Below are 16,267 nucleotides of genomic sequence, written 5' to 3'. Positions count from 1 at the left end.
TTATGCTGTTATAGGTTCTATGTCTAAATTTTGATATATAAAATCGTCTTCCATAAACTGTTCGTTATAATAAGTAAGTAAACTTTTATGGCCGTTTACAACTTCTCCAATTATAATAATTGCGGGAGAAGACAATTGTTTTTCTTTCACTAAATCTACTATCGTATCAATAGTTCCAATGGCTTGTTTCGCTTCTTTTTTTGTTCCATTCTGAATAATGGCTACAGGCATATCTCCGCGATTATTTTGGTTGTAAATGTCTACAATTTCCGAAAGTTTAGACATGCCCATTAAAATAATTACAGTGGCTGTAGATTGTGCTGCTAATCTAACATCGCTAGACAATGCACGGCTTGATGTTGTCCCTGTAATCACCCAGAAGCTTTCAGAAATTCGACGTTGAGTCACAGGAATTCCAACCGAAGCAGGAACGGCAATAGCCGAAGTAATTCCAGGAATAATTGCTGTTTTAATACCGAAACGCTCTAAATAATCTGTTTCTTCTTTTCCGCGACCAAATACAAAAGGATCACCTCCTTTTAGTCTTACAATTTTGCCGTATTTCTGTGCGTAAGTCACCAATAAATCATTAATCTGATCTTGGGTGTAGCTATGATTTCCTTTTCGTTTTCCGATGTATAACTTTACAGCATTAGGAGCGTGATCTAAAATCTCCTCGTTCACCAAAGCATCATATAAAACGGCTTTGGCTTTTTTTAATGCTTTTACAGCTTTTATAGTTAGCAAATCAGGATCTCCAGGACCAGCGCCAACAAGCGTTACTTTAGGTTGAATATCTGTTTCTTTCATGATTCACTATGTATTAAGGTTTGTAATTCTACTTTTGTATTTATATTGTAAAGCGCTTTAAAATCTCTTGAAGCCACTTGAATCCGATGAAATGTTGATCCTTGTATTAGCTGCATTAATTTTAAATGATTTTGCTGAATGGCATCTTCAAATTTTTGAAGATTATTGACGCTATACATACCAATTAAAGGGTAATCTCGTGTACTATCTGATACAAAAGCGATATCGGAATTAATCACTTTTGAATTGATTAAATAATGGTTTATAATGTGGGTTGATATCATTGGAATATCACAACTTAAAATTAAATTTTGTTGCGTATTAGTATGAGACAATGCTGTATGAATACCTCCAACAGGCCCTTTGTTTTTATAAATGTCTGCCAATAAAGGATAGTTGTAAATACTGTAATCTGTATTTTCGGTAATAAGAAAAATCTGATTAGAAATGGGTTTTACTGCATCTAAAATCCACTCAATAAAAGGCTTGTTATTAAACACAACCAAGCCTTTTTCTGTTTGCATTCTGGAACTTTTTCCACCGCAAAGTATATAGATTGATATGTGTTTTTGTGTCTGCATTAAAATAAGAATAATTTAAAAGATGCTAATATTAATACGAAAGAGAGCACATACGTTAATTTTAAGTTTGAAAATTTCTGGCTCCCATAAATGGCTCCTAATGTTCCTCCAATTATAGCAAAAGGTATCAGGTAAAATGATGCTGTTGGGAAACTCTCATTTTTTATTACAAATCCAATAATGCCTGATATTGAATTAACAAATATAAATAAGGCCGAAACTGCTGCAGATTCTTTTGTGTCTCCCCAAGCTAATAGTAAAATTATCGGACTTAAAATTATACCGCCACCAATACCTATCATTCCTGAAAATAATCCGACACCACATCCAACAAGTAAAGCTAAAGGAAGATTTATAGGTTTCTTTGCTGTTTGTTCTTTTCCGAAAACACCTAAAATACGTAACACTGCTATAACTAAAAATACACCTAAAATTTGCTTGTATAAGGTGGTGTTTATAGAGAGATATCCGCCTATAAATGCTGCTGGTATTGATGTAATAGAAAACGGGTAAAATAATTTCCAGTTAAAATGCTTGTTCTTTTTAAAGTACCAAAAAGCAATTCCGCTAACAAAAATATTTAGTAATAGGGCAGTGGGTTTTATAACTAAAATGGGGAATGAAAATAATGCCATTAAAGCCAAATATCCACTTGCTCCTCCATGTCCAACCGATGCATATAAAAATGAGATGCATACAAGAATCACTGCGAATACAATGAAAAGATTGGTGCTAAGAAATTCCATTAGAAACAGGGTTAAATTCGTTGTTTAAAAAAGTTTCACATTTGTCGTTAAGTTGTTCAAATGCTTCAATTAACTGTTTGCCATAAGGAGTTAAAGTCGAGCTTCCACCAGATTTTCCACCTATATTTTTAATAAGTAAAGGCTCTTCAGACAACAGTTCCATGTCGTTTAATAAATTCCATGCCTTTTTGTAAGACATTTTTAAAGCTTTTGCAGCTGCTGTTATAGAATGTTCAGAATCTACTTTTTTAAGGAGTTCAATTTTTCCATAACCTATAAAAGGTTTCCCGTCTTTTTCAATCCAAATTCTGCTTTTAATTTCCATGGCCATCTAAATTTAAGCAGGTTACGGTATCTTGTTTTGTTATTGTTACTACATCTTCAGGGATTTTTACTAAAACATTACTAGTTGCATACGTATTAAGCATTGATGATTGCTGACTTTGTAAGATGCTCACGTTTCCATCTTTATAAAATGCTTTAAGAAACAAGGTTTTTCCAGAAGTGTTTTTGAATTCACTGTCACTTTTCGCTTGAAATGTTGGTAAATGGTGGTCACTAAATCCAGAACATTTTTTTAATAAAGGCAAAACATAAATATAAAAACAGGTTAATGCTGAAGCCGGATTTCCTGGAAGTGCAAATACAAATTGTTGATCTTTTTTTCCAAACCAAAGCGGTTTTCCTGGTTTCTGATTGATTTTATAAAACAATTCATCTACATGATTTATGTCTAAAGCTTCTTTTACAAAATCGTAATCACCAACAGAAATACCTCCAGAAATTAAAAGAATGTCACTTTGTGCTAAGGCGTTTTTTATGCTTTTTTTTGTGGCTTTTAACGTGTCTTTTGCTACAAAGGTTTTTATGTTATGTATTCCAAAACGATTTAAAGCCATTTCTAACATCACCGAATTACTCTCGTAAATAGCGCCTTCTCTTAATGGCTCTCCTTGTTTTTGTAATTCGTTTCCTGTAACCAAAATCGCTATTTTTGGTGTTTTATATATAGCAACTTTCTCGATGCCTAAACCTGCGAGAAAACCTATGGCAGCTTCATTTAATTTTAGTCCTTTTTTAAGTACAATATCACCTTCATTAACTTGTTCCCCAATGGGTCTTACATTTGCGCCCTTTCTAGGAAGGTTTGTTATCGTAATATTGTTTTCATGTCTATTTACATGTTCTTGCATGACTACTGTATCTGCTTCGTCAGGAACTTTTGCGCCTGTAAAAATACGTATAGCTTCATTAGGTTTTAATGAGATTTTTTTAGAATCCCCTGCTTTAGACTCTTCAGTTACAGTATAATCTTTGGCATCATTGTATATAAAGGCATATCCATCCATAGCCGATTGTCTAAACGACGGCATGTTAATGGGAGCAGAAATATCTTCAGCTAAAATGTGATCTAAACTTTTAGTTATTTTCACCTTCTTTATATGATGAGAAACCAATGTAGAGTCTATTATATGTAATGCTTGCTGTACTGAAATCATAAATAAAAGCGTTATGTCTTGCCGAATATAACGAAATAAAACAATCAAATTACATAAACTAAGTATTTTTACGTAGTTTTTATATTTTCTTCTCCTTTTTGATAATAATTTAAAGAAGTATGACTAATTATAACAAAAATACGTTTTCGAATTACAAAGAGATTTGAATGAGTTAACTTTTCAAAACACTACATTGTACATTTATTCTTTTAAAATATTGAGTTATGAAATCGTATCCATTGTCAGTAATTATATTGCTTTGTTTGGCTATTTTACTGGTTGATGCTGCCGCCTTTTATTGGTTGCAATCGGTTTTAAAACACATTCCCTCAAAGCCTATAGTTTTTTTAATAAATGCCATTTTTATATTAATATCTTTTGGTTTAGTAATTGCTATTTTAATATTGAAAGTACGATTAGACCATATTGATATAAAAAAGAAGCAACGTATTATTTCTTCATTTTACGGAATTACAGTTGCTTCATTTGTGCCGAAAATAATTTTTGTAATTCTTATTACCATTTTCACATTAACAAATAGTGTGTTTTATGATACAGAGTCTATTTGGGTCGTTCCGTTTTTAGGAATTATAGCATGGATATCTCCATTAAGCGCTATTATATATGCCATTTTTAAGGCTGTGTATCATTTTAAAACTTATCATGTTAATGTGCATCATAAGGAATTACCAAAAGCTTTTGAAGGATTGAAAGTGGTGCATATTTCCGATCTGCATTTAGGGAGTTTAAATTTTCGTTATAAAGTACTAGACAGAGCCATTCAAATTATAAATAATATAAAACCAGATATTGTTTGTTTTACCGGTGATTTGGTGAATAATTATGCTTGGGAATTGAAAGGATGGGAAGACTGTTTTTTGAAGTTGTCGCCAAATATTAAAAAATATGCGGTTTTAGGAAACCATGATTATGGCGATTATAGTTTGTGGAAAACGGAAGCGGAGAAACAAGCTAATTTAGATGCTATTACACAGTTTTATGATAAAATTCATTTTAAATTATTAATGAATGAATGGGAAGTGATTTCTAAAAACAATGAAAAGCTGTATATGGTTGGTGTAGAAAATTGGGGGATACCTCCTTTTAAACAATATGGTGATTTAGAAAAGAGTATAAACGGTTTAAAGCCTTTAGACTTTAAAATATTAATGTCGCATGACCCTACACATTGGAGTGAAGAAGTTGTTGCGCATACCAATATTGCATTAACGCTTGCGGGCCATACACACGGTATGCAAGCCGGACTTCGTATTAAAAACAAAGCGTGGAGTCCTATAAAATATAAATACAAACATTGGGCGGGATTGTATAAAGAAACCAATCAATTTCTGTACGTTACACGTGGTTTAGGGTGGTTGGGGTTTCCTGGACGATTAGGTATGCGGCCAGAAATTACTGTAATTACTTTAAAATCTTAACGTGATTTTGAAATGAAAATAAATATTAATTAGAAAATTTAAAACATTAAATTATGGATATTATGGGAGTTTTAGCAGAAGATAATAAACAAATGACTTTAGTATATAATTCGGAAACATCTGTAGGAAAACAAACTTTGGCCTATGCCAATGCATCAGATAAAAAATTGTTGGCTATAGATATTTCTAAAACAAAAATAACAGGTACCCAATGGGCAGAAATAGCATCGAATTTAGGAGTGAAAATCGCCAATTTGGTAGATGAGAATCATACTAATTTTATTAAAAATTATGGAGATAAAGAGGTAAACCTTAATTCTGAAGATTGGATTAAAGTACTGCAAAAACAGCCAGAAGTTTTAAATGGATGTATTGTTATTAACGGAAAAGAAAGTTTAATTATTACAAACCCTTCAGATATTGTTAAATATCTAGGAACTGATAGTAAGGGTATAAAAGAGTAATTTTATACTCAGATAACAGGCTTTAATATCGACGTGCCTATTTCTGATAATTCTAATATGACCTTGACATAAATTCAAGGTCATAGAAGTTTTTATTGAGATTAAATTAGTGAAAATAATCTCAATCAGATAATTGAAACTAAAATAATTTATTATGCTTTGGGTTGAATACCATCCAAGAATAAATTAAGCTTAACAAGATCATCGTCGTTAATATATTCAGGATTTATCTTAAGTTCTTTAGTATTAGATTTTAAGATGTAGTTGGTTGGGGATTTTTTAATGTCTATAATGTCTTTTATGTCCATTCGTTTCGGAAATGGTGAATAGGTAGAAATAACATTGTTTTTTACCATTACATATGCAGTGTAGTGTTCAAAAAAGTAGAGACCAAAATGTAAAATAGAAAGCACAAGCCAAGCATAATCGAGGAGTCTCATGCTGTAATTATCCTGAAATACAAATCCAGAAAATGCAAATATGGCCCAAAGAACTCCGATAATAAGATTTCTGTATTGTCTCTTTTTTTTGTAATATTTTTTAATCATATTGATACGAGGTTGTGTTTATGTTTTTTTATTAAATAGATAATAATTGATCAGTCAGTTGTTTAGCGTAATTCGATAATTAGAGATGCGCAAGTTTAGTATTTTGGTTTATGCTAAATTTAAAGCAATTTCAACCATATCTTTAAATGTCGTTTCACGTTCCATAGAAGTTGTATGTTCGCCGGTAACTAGTGAATCTGAAATGGTAAGAATAGCCAAGGCATTTACGTTATATTTAGCTGCTACAGTATATAATCCGGCTGCTTCCATTTCTACGCAAAGTACGCCAAAATCCGCCCATTTTTTATAAGAATCAAAATTGTCTGCATAAAATTCATCGCTAGATAATACATTTCCAGCTTGTATTGGAATCTGCTTGTCTTTCGCTATTTGAGCTGCTTTTTGTAAAAGCTCAAAACTAGCTGTTGGAGCATAATCTGCACCATTAAATCTAGTTTTATTAATTCCTGACGACGATGCAGCCATAGCGAAAACAATATCTCGAATATGTATGTGTTTTTGATATGAACCAGCACTCCCCACACGAATCAAATTTTTAACACCGAATTCTTTAATTAATTCTGTTGCATAAATAGAAATGCTAGGGATTCCCATGCCTGTACCCATTACAGAAATTCGTTTGCCTTTAAATGTTCCTGTATAGCCAAACATGTTTCTAACCGTATTAAAACACACTGGGTTTTCTAAATAATGTTCAGAAATCCATTTTGCACGTAGCGGATCTCCTGGTAATAAAATGGTTTCTGCAATGTCTCCTTTTTCCGCTTCAATGTGTATACTCATGGGTGGTAAAATTTAATTCAATATAATAATTTAATTACTGTTGTATTTTGTGGGCCTCAACAATAGCAACGCCAGAAGATGTTCCGATACGGTCTGCTCCAGCTTCAATAAATTTTAAAGCAGTTGCCAGATCACGAATACCTCCAGAAGCCTTTACTTTTGCTTGTCCGTTAGCCGTTTTTTTCATAAGTTCTACAGCAGAAAGTGTTGCCCCACTTGACGAGAATCCGGTTGAGGTTTTTATAAAATCGGCATGTGCTTTTATGCTTAGTTCGCTTGCTTTTATAATTTCAGTATCAGACAATTCACTAATTTCAAAAATCACTTTTAAAGGCACTTGTCCCATACATGCTTTTACAGATTTTATGTCTTCGTATACAAAATCATAATCTTTACTTTTTAGCATACCAACATTCAAGACCATATCGATTTCTTCAGCACCTTGGTTTATTGCCATTTTAGTCTCGAACACCTTAGTTTCGGTTGTAACAGCTCCTAATGGAAATCCTATGGTAGCACAAACTTTTACATCTGTTCCTTTTAATAATTGTTTTACTAATGGCACATAAAAACTATTGACACAAACCGAATAAAATTGAAATGTTATAGCCTCATCGCAAATTTTTGTAATTTCTTCTGGTGTTGCAGAAGATTTTAAAAGTGTGTGATCTATATATTTTGCGATATTCATTAGTTCTGATTTTAAAGTTGAATGAAGTAAAAATACGACGAACTAAAGGCAATTAAAATTATTTTGAAGATTAAATGACTAAAAATTATACTTTGGAAAAACAAAACCGTTTGAGAGTGAAAGTTGCAGTACTTCTGATTTCTAAGGTAAAATTGAATCAAAGATTCAACATAATATAACAGTCGATTTGAATTTATTTTAGAGTCACACTAAAGTGATTAAAATCGTAATTTATAATCTGCTGAGACGTGTTTAGTCTGACGAATAAAATCAAGAATTTAATAATGTTTGAATATCAAATTTTGTCATTTTCAAAAATGCTTCTACTATTTTTGGAGCACGTTCTGGATCAGATAATAATTGCTCTAAAACGGTGGGTACAATCTGCCACGAGACTCCGTATTTATCTTTTAGCCAACCACACTGACTTTCTTGTCCGCCGTTGGTTGTAAATTGTTCCCAAAGTGTGTCAATTTCATTCTGAGTTTCGCAGTACACAACAAAAGACACGCCTTCATTAAAATCAAATTCATGTTTAATGTTGCTACTCATTAGATTAAAAATATTAGTATTCAATTTAAATTGAGTAAATAATACGGTGTCTTCAGGAACCTCTGGAGCGCCTTTTCCGTAAGGCATGTCCAATAAAGACATTGAATTGGGAAATACCGATTGGTAAAACACAGAAGCTTCTTTAAGTTTATCAAATTTTTCTTCAGTAAATAAAAGTGCAGGAACTATGGTTTGATTTGAATTTATAGGGTCGACATCGAGTTGCCATGAGACTCCAAATTTATCTTTAACCCAAGCAAATTTTTTGCACCATGGATATTCTCCCAATGGCATAAGCACAGAGCCGTCGCAGGATAGCGCTTTGTGTAATCGTTCGATTTCTGTATCCGAACCGCAATACACAAAAAAGGAAGTAGATTCATTTATGGTAAATGCTGGTCCGCCATTTAATCCCATAAAGAGCTTTCCGTTAATCTTAAAGTTTACCACCATTTCGTTTTCCGAGAGTATTTCAGAATCATTAAAAATGGAACAGTAATATGTAGCTGCAGATTGTGCTTCTTGATTAAACCATAAACACGGAACGATTTCGTTTTGCATAAATTTGAAATTAAAAATTGATTACTAGTATGGTAAGTAAAATTTTAAAGCAAGAATTAATACTCCGATTTACTGGGCTCTCCATAATAATGTACAATCTCTATAAAGGGAGAACGAGACATACCTCCAGGGTTTAATCCTAGCTCACCTTCAGGTATTTTGTAGTTTAATTTATTAAAGTAAGTTTCCCAAATGGCGTAAGTTTCCTTTGTGTCCGGAGCTATAAACGTCATGGGTTGTTCTTCAAAAATTGGGTCGTTATTATTTGCAGATTTAAAGGCTAAATGAATAAGTTCAGAGCAATAATAACTATCGTTATTTAAGTCGAAAAACTTATCATATTCTGCTTTCATTTTAGACTTAATAAACGCAATTGTGGCTGGTGTTAAATGTCTGAATTCGGGCTTTAGTCTGCCAACAATTACTTTGGGATCTTTATTAACATCAAAACTTCTATTTAAAAAATCCTTTAAAGGGGTTAAAACCACACCTGAAGAAACAGCTTCCATGACATTTAATTCGCTTTTTTCATTTTTCATCACTAAGCCTATATGCGAAAAGTTGTAATCGTTTATACCTTTTGTTACCGCTTCAATAGCATCGCAAAAGGGACCGCAGTCACCATCTTGAAATAGTAAATCGCCTTCTTCTAACTGAAATTTAGATGAAGATTGACAATTATACATTAGGAACATTGAAATAAAAACGAACAAAAAATGGTAGCTAAATTTCATAGAATAGTAACATGGTTTTAACAAAAGTATGAAAGAAATTGTATAAATCAGAAACTGATTGGTGTTATACCTTTAATTTAACCGCTTTTTTTATCTTCGTTATATGAAAGCAATTGAAAGTTACATTCGAGATATACCCGATTTTCCTAAACCAGGAATTATATTTAAAGATTTAACCCCTTTACTTAATAGTCCAGAAGCTACACGGTTGTGTTTACAGGAATTATTAAACCTAATAGGCGATCAGAAAGTAGATAAGGTGGTTGGTATGGAAGCCAGAGGGTTTTTCTTTGGGATGTTAATCGCACAAGCTTTAAATGCTGGATTTATACCTGTTAGAAAACCTGGAAAACTACCTTATAATATAATCTCGGAAACCTATGCATTAGAATATGGAAGCGATATTTTAGAAATACATGAGGATGATATAAAACCTGGTGACCGTGTTTTAATTCACGACGATGTCTTGGCAACAGGAGGAACAGCGTCTGCAGTCTGTAAATTAGTAGAACGTCTGGGAGGAGAGATTGTGCAGTGTAATTTTATTATGGAATTAGAGTTCTTAAATGGGCGAGATAAATTAGGCTCAAATGCTGTAGCTTCTGTTTTAAAGTATTAAATACAGCTGTGTTTCTGTCTCTTTTAAAGGTGTAGTTTTTGTTATTGAAGTATTTTTAACGTTTGACATGAGTAAATGTTAAAAAATCAGCAATTTGTTTTATTAGTATTTAATCCTAATTTAAAATGTATATTTTAAGAAAGAAGAACTTTCATTAGACAATTTTCAAAATAAAAATCTAGTCAATTCTTTGCCTGGAATTTTTTATCTGTATTATGTTGAAGGTGAAAAATCATATTTAAAAGCATGGAATGATAACTATGTTACTGTTACAGGCTGTCGTGATGATGAAATGATGAATAAAGACGCTACAGATTTTGTAGACGAGGCGAGTATATCTTCTATTAAAGAGGGGATTACTGCATTGGTTTTAAATGGTAGCGTTAAAAATGTTTATGGAAATATATTGTCTAAATCTGGAGATATTACACCATATGTGTTTGAAGGCGTCCGTTTTAGTGTGGAAAAGGGTGTGTATTTCATGGGGTTAGGTTTAGATGTTTCAGACCTTTTATCGGCAAAGGAACAAATCAAAATGTTGGAATTTCAAAAACATCAGAAGGAAAAGAAATTGTTTTCTGTGGCTATACAGGAACAGAAAAAAGAAGAATTGCTTCAGAATGTATTATTCAAATTAGAGACTTTAGAAAATAATGTTTCTAATAGATCCAATGCAATTGCTATAAAATCGTTAAGAAAAGAGATTAATAATCATTTTTCTTTTAATGATAATTGGCAAGTTTTTAAAAAAATGTTTGGAGAAATTCATTTTCATTTTTTCCGCGACTTAGAAGAATGTCACCCCGATTTAACTAAGGGTGAATCGCAATATTGTGCTTACATAAAGATTCAGATGCATGCGTCAGAAATTTGTAATATAATGAATATTTCAAAAGAAAGTTTGGCGAAAAAAAGGTATCGTTTAAAGAAAAAATTGGGCTTGTCTAAAGAACAAAAATTAGATAGATACATTTCAGCATTTTAAAAATACTACAACTGTCCATGTTTTGTTCATAAAAGTGTGTTTTTAAATCGACTATTTTTGTAGGGTGAATTTTAAACTTCTGAAGAATGAGAGGTTTGATTTATAGCTATTTAACAATTTAGAATTTAATTAATCCAACTTTTATTAAAAAAAATAAATTTTTTACAATCATGCTTTTGGCTTTTGCTACTGCAGCATTTGCACAGAAAAAGCCCAACATTGTTGTCTTTTGGGGAGACGATGTAGGAATGTGGAACATTAGCGCATACCATAATGGTATGATGGGAGGAACAACACCTAACATTGACAAAATTGCTAAAGAAGGCGCTATTTTTACAGATCATTATGCACAACAATCGTGTACTGCAGGTCGTGCATCTTTTATTTTAGGACAAGCACCATTTAGAACAGGTTTACTTACTATTGGTATGCCAGGATCTGAACACGGAATTAACGCTGCCGATCCAACAATTGCAGAATTATTAAAGCCCCTAGGATATACAAGTGGTCAATTTGGTAAAAATCACTTAGGAGATCAAGATAAACATTTACCAACAGCCCATGGTTTCGATGAATTCTTCGGAAATTTATATCACTTAAATGCTGAAGAAGAGCCAGAAACAGAATTCTACCCTAAAGATCCAGAATTCCATAAAAAATATGGACCAAGAGGAGTGCTGAAATCTACTGCCGATGGTAAAGTAGAAGATACGGGACCATTAACCGTTAAACGTATGGAGACTGCAGATTCTGAATTTATTGGTGCTGCTTTAAAGTTTATCGAAAAAAATGCGAAAGCAGACAAGCCTTTCTTTGCTTGGATAAACTCTACAAGAACTCATGTTTGGACACACTTATCTGACAAATATTTACACAAATCTGGTTATGGTATCTATGCAGATGCTATGATGGAATTAGATGATGGTGTAGGAATGGTGTTAGATAAATTAGATGAACTTGGTATTGAAGACAATACAATTGTAGTATTCTCTACAGATAACGGAGCTGAGAAATTTACTTTTCCTGACGGTGGAACTATTCCATTTAGAGGAGAAAAAGGAACAACTTGGGAAGGTGGATTTAGAGTACCTGCTATGGTAAGATGGCCAGGTCACATTCAGCCAGGAACTGTTATTAACGATATTTTCTCTCAAGAAGACTGGATGCCAACTTTATTAGCAGCTGCAGGTAATGCAAATGTTAAAGAAGAATTATTAAAAGGGAAGTCTTATTCTGGAAAAACGTTTAAAGCGCACTTAGATGGGTATAACCAATTACCATTATTAACAGGTGAACTTAAAAAAGGGGAAGGACCTAGAGAAGAGATTTTTTACTTTGATTCTGCTATAAATTTAAATGCATTGCGTTATAAGGATTGGAAATTACATTTCTCAATTATGGAAGGTTCAATAAATGAAGCGTATAGAAAAACTCCAAGTTGGCCAATTATCTTAAACTTAAGAAACAATCCATTTGAAGTTTCTATGGATGCTGCCTTATATATTAGATATTATGCAGACCAAATGTGGATGATGGTACCAGCTCAAAATTATGTTGGTGAATTTTTAGGGACTTTTAAAGAATTCCCTCCTAGAAAAGGAAGTTCTTTAAGTATTGATAAAGTTGTCGAGACTTTACAGACTCCTGTTAGAAATTAACAAAAAATAATCTTTAAAAAGACTGATCCAATTTTACAATTGTATCAGTCTTTTTTTTTCTTAAACACCATTTAAGTTGTTGAAAGTTAGATGCTTTTAGCTATATTTAAAATTCAATATTTTTTCATTAAACCAACTCATATGACGTCATTTGAAGCTGTTGTTAAGTTAAAATCAGCCATGTCTGAATCTATAATCGGACAACAAGAACTTATAGATCGTTTAATTTTAGTTTTACTCGCCGATGGGAATATGCTTCTAGAAGGCTTGCCTGGTTTAGTAAAAACTAGAGCGATAAAAACCTTGTCTAAACATTTAGATTGCGATTTAAGTAGAATACAATTCACACCAGATTTATTACCTACAGATATTACTGGAACAGAGATTTATCAGCCAGACGAAGAAGAAAAATTTAGTTTCCAGAAAGGGCCTATTTTTAGTAACCTTATTCTAGCCGATGAGATTAACCGTGCCCCAGCAAAAGTACAATCTGCTTTGTTGGAAGCCATGGAAGAACGTCAAGTTACCGTAGCAGGGAGCACCTATAAAATGGAAGACTTGTTTATGGTTATGGCAACCCAAAACCCGATTGAACAAGAAGGAACTTATCCGTTACCAGAAGCACAAATGGATCGTTTTATCATGCATGTTGTTATCGATTATCCAGATGATGCTTCAGAATTAGGGATTCTTCGTTTAAATAAAGCAGAACAAAGTGTTGCTTCAAAAACCTCTAAAACTAAACTTGAAACGATTTCTCAGCAGCATATTTTCGATGCTAGAAACGAAATTAACGTCATTAAAGTCACCGAAGCATTAGAAAAATATATGGTGAGTTTAATTTCTGCAACACGTTATCCAGAACGTTTTGATGAAACATTAGCAGGATGGATTGACTTTGGAGCAAGTCCAAGAGGGACCATTGCTTTAGACCGTTGTAGTCGTGTAAATGCATGGATGGAAGGTAAGGATTTTGTGTCGCCAGATAATATTCAGGCCGTTATAAAAGATGTGCTTAGACATCGTATTTCATTAAGTTATAAAGCCAGAGCAGAAGGTATCACGACCAATCAAGTTATCGATAAAATTTTAGAAGTTGTTGCCGTAGTGGCTTAACACGAGTAAAACGATTCTCTATGAAGTCTATACCTAAAGATAATACTGTGTTTTTAACGCTCGAGCATTTATTGCAATACGAGTGGTTAAATACGGTGCTTAATTTTAACGTCGGTCAGCAAAAATCTAATAGTGTATTGTCTGGACGATATGCATCGCGCTTACGCGGAAGAGGATTGGATTTTGAAGAGTCTAGACCTTATGTTATTGGGGACGATATTAGAAATATAGATTGGAAAGTTACCGCTAAAACAGGAATAACACACACCAAAGTATTTACCGAAGAAAAAGAAAAACCGGCTTTCATTTTTGTCGATCAAACACCAACTATGGGATTTGGTTCAGTACTTAAAACAAAAGCTGTTGTTGCAGGCGAATTGGCCGCTATTGCAGCATATAAAATATTAAAAGGTGGCGATCGTATTGGTGGTTTGGTTATGAAAGACGAGACTTACGATTTATTAACGCCTAAGCGTGATCAACGAAATATGCTTCAGTTTTTTCAGAAAATTGTAGATGCCAATCAAGATATTTACAACCGAAAAGATTTTGATTTTTCTGAGTCTTTAAAAAGCATGATTGCTAAACTTAACAATATCATTACACATGATTATTTGGTGATTATCATTAGTGATTTTCATCGCTATAATAATGAAATGATTCAGTATTTAAGTGCGATGTCTCAGCATAACGATGTGGTTTTAATTAAGGTTTTCGACCCCATGGAAGAAGAATTACCTTCAGAAAAAATGACGCTTACCAACAATGAAAAACAGATCAGTATTTCTAAAAAGAAAGAAAAAATTATAAAAGATTTAAAGTCCGATTTTAAAACCAATTATGATGGATTTAAACAAGACATCGAAAAATACAACATCACACTTTTTAAAATAAATACAGTCGATCCTTTAGAAGAACAATTAGTTAATGTGTTCACACAATATAAACCAAAATAGTTTATGACTTTGCTTAAACTACATACATTGTTCATGCTTCAAGACCCAACTCAAAGTAAAACATTAGAGTTAGGAGATGTTATAGAACCCACTCCTGTCGCATTTACTTTTGAAACTTTGGGATGGAAAACCGTGTTTTTTCTATTGGCGCTTCTTATCGCTTTTGTAGGCTATAAAATATATAAGAATTACAAAAAGAAACAGTATCTAAGAGAAGCTGTTACTGAAATTAAAAAATTGAAACAACAAACAGAGTTGTCTCCTGTAGAACTTATAAATGCTATTTTATTTGTGTTAAAAGATACAGCGATGCAATCCTTCAGCCGACAAGAAGTTGCGGGTTTGTATGGAAGTGAATGGATTAGTTTTTTAGATTCTAAAGAGGCTACTGCAAATTTTAAGAACGATGAAACTGTTATTCTGGATGCTGTTTATAAGCACGAATTTCACGAGAATTCATCCTTTAATAAAGATCAATTTACTAACAAAAGCATCCATTGGATACAGCATCATGCCAGATAATTTTCAATTCGCATATCCGTTTGTTGTTTTACTGCTGCCATTGCCGCTATTGGTATATTGGTTGCTACCTGCTATAAAAAATAAGAGTAGTGCCTTGCGTTTTCCTTACTTTAATCGCGCAGTTCAGGTTTCTGGACAGAAAGCTAAAAAGGCATCCTACATAAAAAAACGTAACTGGTTTACATGGACTATAATGTACAGTATTTGGTTGTTATTAATCGTTGCATTGGCATCTCCAGAGTTGATAGGCAAGCCTGAAAAAAAGATTAAAACATCACGTAATTTTTTAATAGCAGCCGATATTTCTTTCAGTATGGCAAATACCGATTGGGCTATTGACGGTAAACGTGATACACGCTGGGAAGCTGTTAAAGACATAATGAAAGATTTTGTTCAGGAGCGAAAAAGTGACCGCATGGGCTTATTGTTTTTCGGTTCTAATGCCTATGTTCAGGCACCATTTACATCAGATTTAAAAACAGTGAGTACCATGTTGGAAGAAGCCGATGTGGGTATGGCTGGGCAAATGACAAATATTGGTAAAGCTATTGTTAAAGGGATGGACTTGTTTCAACGCGATACCATTCCGCATAAAGTCATGCTTATCTTAACAGATGGTGTAGACAGTGGTATGGAAATTCTGCCTTTAGATGCTGCTAATTTAGCCAAGAAAGATTCTACTGTTATTTATACCATTGGTATTGGTGATCCGGAAAGTCAGGATTCAGATTTAGATGAACGTACGCTTCGAGAAATTTCAGAAATGACTAATGGAAAATATTTTAGAGCCAAAGATGCAGAAGCACTTCAAAATATATATAAAGAATTAGATACGCTTGAACCTATAGAATACGAAGAAGAAAGTTATACGCCTAAAACCCTGTTGTATTATATTCCGTTAGGAATAGCACTGGCATTGGGGATTCTGGCTGTGGCTATAAATAATTTAATACTCATTGTGAAACGATTTAAAAGCAACTAA

General features: G+C 33.0%; 19 protein-coding genes. 9 read left to right on the top strand and 10 right to left on the bottom strand.

Going from position 1 to position 16,267, the window contains the following annotated elements:
- The 5 genes from cobA to R6X41_RS02480 are packed head-to-tail and all read right to left on the bottom strand — an operon-like array spanning nucleotide 1 to nucleotide 3,636.
- The gene (gene cobA, locus R6X41_RS02500; protein WP_318497089.1) at nucleotides 1-810 is read right to left on the bottom strand and encodes a uroporphyrinogen-III C-methyltransferase; all 810 of its coding nucleotides are present in this window, start codon (nucleotides 808-810) and stop codon (nucleotides 1-3) included.
- A complete protein-coding gene (locus R6X41_RS02495) occupies nucleotides 807-1,391 on the bottom strand; it encodes a molybdenum cofactor guanylyltransferase (protein WP_318497088.1) in 585 nt (194 codons plus the stop codon). Before R6X41_RS02495 ends, cobA begins: the two co-directional genes overlap by 4 nt.
- Complete coding sequence (locus R6X41_RS02490) at nucleotides 1,391-2,137, bottom strand: sulfite exporter TauE/SafE family protein (RefSeq protein ID WP_318497087.1); 747 nt, start codon at nucleotides 2,135-2,137, stop codon at nucleotides 1,391-1,393. Before R6X41_RS02490 ends, R6X41_RS02495 begins: the two co-directional genes overlap by 1 nt.
- Entirely contained in the window at nucleotides 2,124-2,462 is a 339-nt protein-coding gene (locus R6X41_RS02485) for a winged helix-turn-helix domain-containing protein (RefSeq protein WP_318497086.1), read from the bottom strand. Before R6X41_RS02485 ends, R6X41_RS02490 begins: the two co-directional genes overlap by 14 nt.
- Complete coding sequence (locus R6X41_RS02480; RefSeq protein WP_318497085.1) at nucleotides 2,452-3,636, bottom strand: molybdopterin molybdotransferase MoeA; 1,185 nt, start codon at nucleotides 3,634-3,636, stop codon at nucleotides 2,452-2,454. Before R6X41_RS02480 ends, R6X41_RS02485 begins: the two co-directional genes overlap by 11 nt.
- Nucleotides 3,637-3,860: 224 nt before the next feature.
- Here R6X41_RS02480 and R6X41_RS02475 point away from each other — a divergent pair, with 224 nt between their 5' ends.
- Nucleotides 3,861-5,075: a metallophosphoesterase gene (locus R6X41_RS02475; protein WP_318497084.1), complete on the top strand. Its 1,215-nt coding sequence runs from the start codon at nucleotides 3,861-3,863 to the stop codon at nucleotides 5,073-5,075.
- A 53-nt stretch (nucleotides 5,076-5,128) separates the two neighbouring features.
- Entirely contained in the window at nucleotides 5,129-5,539 is a 411-nt protein-coding gene (locus tag R6X41_RS02470; protein WP_318497083.1) for an arsenate reductase family protein, read from the top strand.
- 152 nt (nucleotides 5,540-5,691) lie between these two features.
- On the opposite strand, the gene R6X41_RS02465 is transcribed toward R6X41_RS02470, so the two are convergent.
- From R6X41_RS02465 to R6X41_RS02445, 5 genes are all read right to left on the bottom strand, one after another.
- On the bottom strand, nucleotides 5,692-6,087 hold the full coding sequence (locus tag R6X41_RS02465; protein ID WP_318497082.1) for a hypothetical protein: 396 nt from the start codon (nucleotides 6,085-6,087) through the stop codon (nucleotides 5,692-5,694).
- A 108-nt stretch (nucleotides 6,088-6,195) separates the two neighbouring features.
- Complete coding sequence (deoD, locus tag R6X41_RS02460; RefSeq protein ID WP_318497081.1) at nucleotides 6,196-6,891, bottom strand: purine-nucleoside phosphorylase; 696 nt, start codon at nucleotides 6,889-6,891, stop codon at nucleotides 6,196-6,198.
- 34 nt (nucleotides 6,892-6,925) lie between these two features.
- Nucleotides 6,926-7,582 carry a deoxyribose-phosphate aldolase gene (deoC, locus tag R6X41_RS02455; RefSeq protein ID WP_318497080.1) on the bottom strand — a complete coding sequence of 219 codons (657 nt, stop codon included), beginning with the start codon at nucleotides 7,580-7,582 and terminating at the stop codon, nucleotides 6,926-6,928.
- A 270-nt stretch (nucleotides 7,583-7,852) separates the two neighbouring features.
- Nucleotides 7,853-8,695 (bottom strand): VOC family protein, encoded by an 843-nt coding sequence (locus tag R6X41_RS02450; RefSeq protein ID WP_318497079.1) that lies wholly within the window; start codon nucleotides 8,693-8,695, stop codon nucleotides 7,853-7,855.
- Nucleotides 8,696-8,751: 56 nt separating this feature from the next.
- Nucleotides 8,752-9,381 carry a YiiX/YebB-like N1pC/P60 family cysteine hydrolase gene (locus tag R6X41_RS02445; protein ID WP_318497078.1) on the bottom strand — a complete coding sequence of 210 codons (630 nt, stop codon included), beginning with the start codon at nucleotides 9,379-9,381 and terminating at the stop codon, nucleotides 8,752-8,754.
- A gap of 151 nt (nucleotides 9,382-9,532) precedes the next feature.
- Between R6X41_RS02445 and R6X41_RS02440 the strand changes: the two genes are divergently transcribed.
- The 7 genes from R6X41_RS02440 to R6X41_RS02410 all read left to right on the top strand — a co-directional run bounded on the left by R6X41_RS02440 (nucleotide 9,533) and on the right by R6X41_RS02410 (nucleotide 16,267).
- On the top strand, nucleotides 9,533-10,048 hold the full coding sequence (locus tag R6X41_RS02440; protein WP_318497077.1) for an adenine phosphoribosyltransferase: 516 nt from the start codon (nucleotides 9,533-9,535) through the stop codon (nucleotides 10,046-10,048).
- Between the two features lie 190 nt (nucleotides 10,049-10,238).
- Nucleotides 10,239-11,033: a hypothetical protein gene (locus R6X41_RS02435; RefSeq protein WP_318497076.1), complete on the top strand. Its 795-nt coding sequence runs from the start codon at nucleotides 10,239-10,241 to the stop codon at nucleotides 11,031-11,033.
- A gap of 170 nt (nucleotides 11,034-11,203) precedes the next feature.
- On the top strand, nucleotides 11,204-12,691 hold the full coding sequence (locus R6X41_RS02430; protein ID WP_318497075.1) for an arylsulfatase: 1,488 nt from the start codon (nucleotides 11,204-11,206) through the stop codon (nucleotides 12,689-12,691).
- A 141-nt stretch (nucleotides 12,692-12,832) separates the two neighbouring features.
- Nucleotides 12,833-13,807 carry an AAA family ATPase gene (locus R6X41_RS02425; protein WP_318497074.1) on the top strand — a complete coding sequence of 325 codons (975 nt, stop codon included), beginning with the start codon at nucleotides 12,833-12,835 and terminating at the stop codon, nucleotides 13,805-13,807.
- Between the two features lie 20 nt (nucleotides 13,808-13,827).
- On the top strand, nucleotides 13,828-14,763 hold the full coding sequence (locus tag R6X41_RS02420; protein ID WP_318497073.1) for a DUF58 domain-containing protein: 936 nt from the start codon (nucleotides 13,828-13,830) through the stop codon (nucleotides 14,761-14,763).
- A 3-nt stretch (nucleotides 14,764-14,766) separates the two neighbouring features.
- A complete protein-coding gene (locus tag R6X41_RS02415; RefSeq protein ID WP_318497072.1) occupies nucleotides 14,767-15,285 on the top strand; it encodes a DUF4381 domain-containing protein in 519 nt (172 codons plus the stop codon).
- On the top strand, nucleotides 15,275-16,267 hold the full coding sequence (locus R6X41_RS02410) for a vWA domain-containing protein (RefSeq protein WP_318497071.1): 993 nt from the start codon (nucleotides 15,275-15,277) through the stop codon (nucleotides 16,265-16,267). Before R6X41_RS02415 ends, R6X41_RS02410 begins: the two co-directional genes overlap by 11 nt.

Origin of the sequence: Formosa sejongensis (assembly GCF_033447105.1) — a bacterium.
GTDB lineage: Bacteria > Bacteroidota > Bacteroidia > Flavobacteriales > Flavobacteriaceae > Formosa.
Note: the sequence above shows the minus strand (reverse complement) of the source record. Positions and strands in the feature narration are given on the sequence as shown.